Genomic DNA, 7,067 nt, shown 5'->3' with positions numbered 1-7,067 from the left:
ATATCACACTTTAGTATGTTCACTTATTATTTTAAATTAGCTTGACTATTCTTCAACATTCTTTATATTTCTCGCTATTTCTATTACCGATACACAAGGCAGTGTGTATTAGTGACATTCACTTGATTTCTTGACTTCTTGAGTTGTCTGTCAATTAGGACAAGTAGCAACATAGAATTAAAAGTGATTATGAAATACTTCCCTCACCACATTTTTGTCTAAAAAATATTATTGACGTTCTTAAATCTCTTATTCTAAAAATTCCATAATTTAAAACAAATCATACCAATCAAGATAAAGACAATGCCAAAGAAAAAAAGACATCTCCACTATGTTTAGTAATAATTGAAATTTTGTTGAAATTATAATTATACTATTAAACTATAGACCTAGAGCAAAATAATTATTGTCTCTTTCCTCAAAAATTACCTTTCTAAGATTATATTTTAGCCATGAGAATAACTTAAAGACATTAATCACTAAGTTCTCGGCATCACTAATACAAGTCCTTCAAATCATCAAATTTCAAGCAGATATGCGAGTTTTACGTAGTATTCTTCTTGCATATATAAGTAGCAATGCCATCACTCCTCCTGCTGTATCTATCAATACATCTTTAAAAGATGGAGCTCTTCCTGGAACAAAACTTTGGTGGAACTCGTCAGAAGACGAATATAAAAATGTAAATATAATTGAAAAAATCAAACTATTTTTAAAGGAAAAATCTTCTGAAAATGCCTTAAATAGCAGTGAATACAAAATAAAATATTCAGTAAAATGTGCTGCCTTTCTTATAATAAAATCCGCATGGCCATCAAGAATCAGATTTATATCTAAACCCATTGTTTTTAGGATATGTAAAATGAATTTGTTATTTTCACTGGACATTTCGCCATTTTGGCTGGAAAAAATAAATATTATTGCTGCCCAAATAAAGACTAAAACCCATTTTAAAAATTTTCTATCCATAATACCCTCTCCCGTAAAGATGCTTGAAATTTACATATATTAATTCTCCCACTTTTTCTATAAAATCACAACTGAAAACTACAAATATATTTTTTGATAATTACACTCTATTTAGTATTATAATCTATTTAATCTTCTCTATCTTCTTGAGAAGTTACTGTTATATTATCCTTGAAATCACGTATTTTTTTCCAGTTTAATAGCAACAATATACAACCTTTTTCTCTGCTCATCGTTTAATATAATAACACAAAATGGTTATTGCTGCCTATATTCACTTCAATCCATATCGCACAAACTAAAAAACCCTGTGAAAGAAGTAAAAACTCCTATCACAGGGTTTTGTCCAAATTGCTAAACAATTCAAGAACTCAAGAAATCAAGTGAATGTCACTTAATGGTGCGGGCAGAGGGACTTGAACCCCCACGCACGTGGCGCTAGATCCTAAGTCTAGTGCGTCTGCCAATTCCGCCATGCCCGCAAATAATTGGTGAGCCACCGGGGAATCGAACCCCGGACACCAAGATTAAAAGTCTTGTGCTCTGCCGACTGAGCTAGTGGCTCTCCTTAAACACGAAGATAATTCTAACATGTATTTATGCTCATGTCAATATCTAAATTATTCTATAAATTCCTTTAATTTTTCTATATTGATTATTCTTATCTTATCCCTCTCAAATTCAATGGCTCCGTAATCCTTCAGCTTAGAGAGTGCCCTTGTAAATGTTTCCCTTGTAAGTCCAACCATGCTAGCCATCTCTTGTCTTGATAGTTCTGTCTCAACTTCTATTCCATCATATATCTTAGAAAATTTTCTTGTCACCAAATCCATCAAAAGCATCGCAGTTTTTCCAAAGGCATCCCTTAATGCCAGATTTTCTATTTGCTTCGAAACCATTTGAAGCCTTTTACCCATTGTTTTAATAATTCCAATTGCTATCTTTGGATAATTTTCTAGTAATTTTTCTAATTCTTTAATTTTTATAAATAGAACTCCTGTATCTTCAAAGGCTTCAGCACTCGCCGGATATTTATTCATTCCAAATAGACATGATTCAGCAAAAACTTCTCCATCAGACAGTATATTTAATATATGTTCCTTCCCATCCTGACCAGTTTTATAAATTTTAACTTTGCCTTTCTTAACGAAGTAAACAGCCTGAGCTGCCTCCCCCTCCATGAATATTAAACTCCCTTTATCATATCTTTTTTCAATCAAAAGAGCTGATATTTTAGACAGACATTCATCATCAAGTTCTTTGAAAATGCTTATCTTGCTTAGAAATTCATTATTCAATCTAACACCCCCAAGTTTCTTAATCAAACATTAAAACATTTAAATTATCAAAAGACACTATTTACAATATCCTTAAACTTATTTCCCCTCTCTTCAAAATTTTTAAACATATCAAAACTTGCACATGCAGGAGAGAGAGTTATTATATCTCCTCTTTCTGCTTCTGAGTATGCCTTAAAAACCGCATCTTCCAAACTATTAGCTTCAATTATTTTTACGTGTTTCCCAGTAACATTCATTACATCTATAAACGCTTTTTTAATTTTATCCTTTGTCATTCCCAAAAGGACAAGAACCTTAATCTTATCTATTCCACCTTCAGCAAGAGGTTCAAATGGAATATTCTTATCATACCCACCGGCAATCAAAATAACTTTTCTATCAAAGGAATTAAGTCCTGCTAAAGTTCTAGTTGGACTCGATGCAATTGAATCATTATAAAATTTAACACCATTTAATTCTCTTACAAACTCAATTCTATGCTCTACTCCACTAAAATCAATTGCAACATGTCGCATGTTTTCTATAGAAACATAACCATATACAGCTGAAAAAGCAGTAATTAAGTTTTCAATATTATGCATACCAATCAACTTCACTTCATCCTTATTGCAAACGAATCTGCCATCAACATATAAACTGCCATCTTTATAATAGCTAAAGGCATTCTCCTTCATACTAAACATTCTTAAATTGCTTTTTACTTCTTCCCTCATTGAATATGTTATATCGTTATCCCTATTTAGAACTGTTATTCCCTCACTGCTTTGGTGTTTAAATATATTTTTCTTTGAATCAACATATTCATCCATATCTGTATGGTAATCTAAATGATTAGGGCTTAAATTAGTTATTACTGAAACATCCGGCGATATATCAAAATCCATAAGCTGAAAACTTGAAAGTTCAAGAACTACTAAATCATCCTCTTTAATCTCCTCAATCTTTTCAAAAAGAGGAATTCCTATATTACCGCCTAAATAAACATTATATCCTTGCTTTTTTAGCATCTCATATATTAAAGTTGTTGTTGTAGTTTTTCCGTCACTACCCGTAACTCCAAAAATTTTACCTTTACAGTATTTTACAAGTTCTCTGATTTCCGATGTTATATAGGCTCCTTTTTGTTTTGCTCTTAAAAGATACTCATTTGTAGGAAGAAGGGAAGGTGTTCTAAATATTACCTCATATTGGTCTATTTCTTCTAAATAATTATTGCCCAAAACAAATTTAACTCCTAAATTTTCTAACTCTTCTTTTGCTTCAATCTCTTCCTTCTTATCAAAAGCGGTAACAATTGCGCCATAACTTATCAATTTTTTTATAAGAGGTCTATTGCTGACTCCAATTCCAATAACAGCAACCCTTTTTCCCTTTATAAATTCCTTAAATTCTTTAAAATCTCTCACCTTAATAACCTCCATTTTTCAATACTTTTCTCAATTCCTTTAAATCATCAATATAAACATCGTATAATGACCTGTTATATATAATACTTGCAGGATGATAAAGTGGAAAAATTGTATAACCGTTAACTTTTATTATTTTCCCATGGTATTCCCCAATGCTTGCCTTATCTGAAACTATAGCCTTTAAAGGAACATTTCCAAGGGTAACTATAATACCAGGCTTTATATAGTCGATTTCCTTAAAAAGAATCACCTTGGATACCTCTATCTCCTTCTTGCTTGGTGGCCTGTTTGATTTCTTGTTTGTCTTTTCATTTACTTTAAATGGTCTGAATTTAACCACATTCGTTATGTATATATCTTCCCTTTTTAAATCAAGTATTTTTAAGAATTCATCTAGATTTTTACCTGCTTGACCTACAAAAGGCCTTCCCATCTCTTCTTCGAACCTGCCTGGCGCTTCACCAATCAGCATTATTTTAGCACCAATATTTCCTTCTCCAAATACAATCTTTTGTTCTACTCCTAACCTTTCTCTTGCTAAATCCTCATATTCCTTTTTAAGTAAAATCAACTCATCCATAATCATTCCTCCAAAATAATTTTATAGCAAAACAAATATTATTACAATTGAGTTGTTTAATAAAAACTATCAACAAAAAATCTTAGAGACTGTTTTTTAGTTTAAACAATCTCTAAGATAAACTAATGCACCGTAAGAGTAGTATTAATTATTGAAATTCAGGAAGATTGTCTAAATTGTTATCATCATTACCATCTGGCAAACTTCTGAGATATTTTTCTCCTTTCTTTGAAGTTCCAACCCTGACGCCTTCTATTTGTCCTTCGCTGGCAAGCCTTACACCTTCTTCCTTTGAAACAATCTTGCCATCACTAAGTTTATAAGCAACTATTTCACCTTTATCGTCATGCTTAACAGCTGTAATCCTTAGCAAAGTTATCTCCTCCCTTTAAAAAATCTTTATCATTATTATCTCTAAGTAAAAAGAATATATACCCTTAAAAATAATTTAAGACTCTGAAAAATTTACTTCTCAGAGCCTTAACTAAAAATAATATATTTTAAAGTCATAAAAATTAAATCAACTTAACATCACGTATCTTTTTAAAATCCTCCCACGCCTCTTTCTTTTTTGATGGGTCTCTTAATAGTGCCGAAGGGTGATATGTTGGCATTATTAAAAAATCACCTTTTTTTACCCAATTGCCTCTATCCTTTGTAATTCTAATATTTTTATCTATTATATGCCTTGCAGCTGTTGCCCCAAGACAAACTATGATTTTAGGCTTTATGATTGCTACTTGTTTTCTTAGATAGTTAATGCAAATATCAGCTTCATCGTCAAATGGAACCCTGTTATTGGGCGGCCTGCATTTAACTATATTTGCTATATAAACATCTTCTCTTTTAAGATTTATAGCCTCTATCATCTTAGTTAAAAGTTGCCCAGCCTTTCCAACAAAGGGCCTTCCTGTTCTATCTTCCTCTTCCCCTGGCCCCTCTCCTATAAACATAATCTTAGAATTGGGGTTTCCTTCTCCAAAAACAACATTAGTTCTTTTTACGCCTAATCTGCATTTTTTACATGACATAACCAAATTATTTAATTCTATTAATTTATCCTCCATAATACCACCTATATTTTACATAGTTGCATTTACTTCTAATCTCCTCTTGAGCTTATAAACCTGATTGAAGGTTATAGCTGATAAAACAACAAATCCACCTAAAAGTGCCCATGGAGTTGGTCTTTCGTTAAGAACCAAAAATGTCCATAATGGATTTAAAAGAGGTTCAATAACAGGTATCAAGACTGCTTCAATTGCTGTTATATGCTTAATTGCCTTTGCATAAAGAAGATAAGGAAGTCCAAGTTGAATAGTTCCAAGAAGTAATAAACCCAGCCAGCTCATTTTAGAAGGCATACTCTGCAGCATAAAAGGAATTGAAATGACTGCTGTTATTAGATTTCCAATAATTAAAGACTCTTCGGGAGACTTATCCTTTTGCTTTCTCATATATATAGCTAAAAGTGCATAGGTAATACCGCTAAGTATTGAAAGAAGGTTGCCAAGAAAATTCTTTGTTTCAAGTTTACCTATAAAAAACAGTATCATTCCTAAAAACACAATGAATATTGTTATCCAATCTATCTTCTCTACTTTTTCCTTCAATACAATATAGCTCAAAAATGCAACAAAAATAGGGGCAGTATACTGTAGCATGATAGCATTTGCAGCAGTTGTCAGTTTAGTCGCACTGACAAAAAGTATAACAGTAGCAGCATATGTTAATGCACATATTATCTGGTCCTTAGAACGATTAAATTTAACCTTTCTGACGACAACGATTAAAAATATAGCTGAAATTAAACTTCTCATGCCAGCAATGGCTATTGGATTCCACTGAACTAATTTTATAAAAACCCCACCTAGACTCCACAAAATAGATGATAATACTAAAAATAAAACTGCTCTATTTCTATCAACAAAACCCATAATTATTTTCTCCTTAAGATTATCTTTTAAAATCAAACAACTTATTAATAGGAAATTGAATAAAATCAAATATCTGTGATTTTACAATATCATCCTTGGAATAAGTTTTTGGAATCCCATAATACCCATTTTCATCTATATTGAATATCTCAACAGTCCTGGATTGTGGATTAATTATCCAGTATTCCTTAACACCAAATCTCATATATAAATTCATTTTTACTACATAATCCCTTGAAGCAGTTGAATGTGAAAGAACTTCAACTATTAGAGCAGGAACCCCTGCAAAACCTCTCTCATTAATTTTTTCACGCTCACAAATAACTAACAAATCAGGTTGAACTATATTTTTCTCATTTTTATCTTCTAATATAACATCAAAAGGTGAAATCACAGGAACACATTCGTTATCTTCAAGTAAATTCTCAAACAAAACATTAAGTCTTGATATAATCCTTTGATGTTCAAAAGTAGGAGAAGATAATAGATAAATTTCACCGTCTATCAGCTCTGCTCTTTGTTTTTCTGCAATAGCTAAGTATTCATCATATGTGAATTTTCTATTAGATTGCGCCAGCATAAAACCACCCCTAATCAATTATACAATAACTAAGACTATATTATCATTTAGATAAAAAAAACTCAATAAAAAAGTGCCTACCACCTAAGATAACTTAAGTGATAGGCACTCCTTAGTATGTATAATGGTGGAGATGAGGAGATTCGAACTCCTGACCCCCTGCTTGCAAGGCAGGTGCTCTCCCAACTGAGCTACACCCCCATATTAAATTGGTGGGCCTTCAGGGACTCGAACCCCGGACCGACCGGTTATGAGCCGGTTGCTCTAGCCAGCTGAGCTAAAGGCCCTTAA

8 protein-coding genes and 4 tRNA genes are annotated in these 7,067 nt (G+C 32.2%); all 12 read right to left on the bottom strand.

All coding sequences use genetic code 11. The features are described 5' to 3' along the window. Window positions 1-525: 525 nt before the first annotated feature. A complete protein-coding gene (locus tag ABG79_RS11900; RefSeq protein WP_057979687.1) occupies window positions 526-969 on the bottom strand; it encodes a VanZ family protein in 444 nt (147 codons plus the stop codon). A 398-nt stretch (window positions 970-1,367) separates the two neighbouring features. Continuing rightward, a tRNA-Leu gene (locus ABG79_RS11895) sits at window positions 1,368-1,451 on the bottom strand. Window positions 1,452-1,458: 7 nt separating this feature from the next. After that, window positions 1,459-1,534: transfer RNA gene (locus tag ABG79_RS11890), tRNA-Lys, on the bottom strand. Window positions 1,535-1,589: 55 nt separating this feature from the next. Next, window positions 1,590-2,267: a Crp/Fnr family transcriptional regulator gene (locus ABG79_RS11885; RefSeq protein ID WP_057979686.1), complete on the bottom strand. Its 678-nt coding sequence runs from the start codon at window positions 2,265-2,267 to the stop codon at window positions 1,590-1,592. 47 nt (window positions 2,268-2,314) lie between these two features. After that, window positions 2,315-3,691: a UDP-N-acetylmuramoyl-L-alanine--D-glutamate ligase gene (gene murD / locus ABG79_RS11880; RefSeq protein ID WP_057979685.1), complete on the bottom strand. Its 1,377-nt coding sequence runs from the start codon at window positions 3,689-3,691 to the stop codon at window positions 2,315-2,317. Further along, window positions 3,678-4,259 carry a uracil-DNA glycosylase gene (locus tag ABG79_RS11875; protein ID WP_057979684.1) on the bottom strand — a complete coding sequence of 194 codons (582 nt, stop codon included), beginning with the start codon at window positions 4,257-4,259 and terminating at the stop codon, window positions 3,678-3,680. The genes murD and ABG79_RS11875 overlap by 14 nt, the downstream gene beginning before the upstream one ends. A 148-nt stretch (window positions 4,260-4,407) precedes the next feature. After that, window positions 4,408-4,632 carry a DUF3892 domain-containing protein gene (locus tag ABG79_RS11870; RefSeq protein ID WP_057979683.1) on the bottom strand — a complete coding sequence of 75 codons (225 nt, stop codon included), beginning with the start codon at window positions 4,630-4,632 and terminating at the stop codon, window positions 4,408-4,410. Between the two features lie 142 nt (window positions 4,633-4,774). Further along, the gene (locus ABG79_RS11865) at window positions 4,775-5,326 is read right to left on the bottom strand and encodes a uracil-DNA glycosylase (protein WP_057979682.1); all 552 of its coding nucleotides are present in this window, start codon (window positions 5,324-5,326) and stop codon (window positions 4,775-4,777) included. Window positions 5,327-5,341: 15 nt separating this feature from the next. Continuing rightward, the gene (locus ABG79_RS11860) at window positions 5,342-6,196 is read right to left on the bottom strand and encodes a DMT family transporter (RefSeq protein WP_057979688.1); all 855 of its coding nucleotides are present in this window, start codon (window positions 6,194-6,196) and stop codon (window positions 5,342-5,344) included. A gap of 19 nt (window positions 6,197-6,215) precedes the next feature. Further along, window positions 6,216-6,776 (bottom strand): Uma2 family endonuclease, encoded by a 561-nt coding sequence (locus ABG79_RS11855; RefSeq protein ID WP_057979681.1) that lies wholly within the window; start codon window positions 6,774-6,776, stop codon window positions 6,216-6,218. A gap of 125 nt (window positions 6,777-6,901) precedes the next feature. Further along, window positions 6,902-6,977: transfer RNA gene (locus ABG79_RS11850), tRNA-Ala, on the bottom strand. Between the two features lie 9 nt (window positions 6,978-6,986). Next, a tRNA-Ile gene (locus ABG79_RS11845) sits at window positions 6,987-7,063 on the bottom strand. Window positions 7,064-7,067: the final 4 nt, after the last annotated feature.

This window comes from Caloramator mitchellensis (genome assembly GCF_001440545.1).
Classification (GTDB): Bacteria; Bacillota; Clostridia; order Clostridiales; family Caloramatoraceae; genus Caloramator; species Caloramator mitchellensis.
This window is presented reverse-complemented; position numbering and strand designations above follow the sequence as displayed.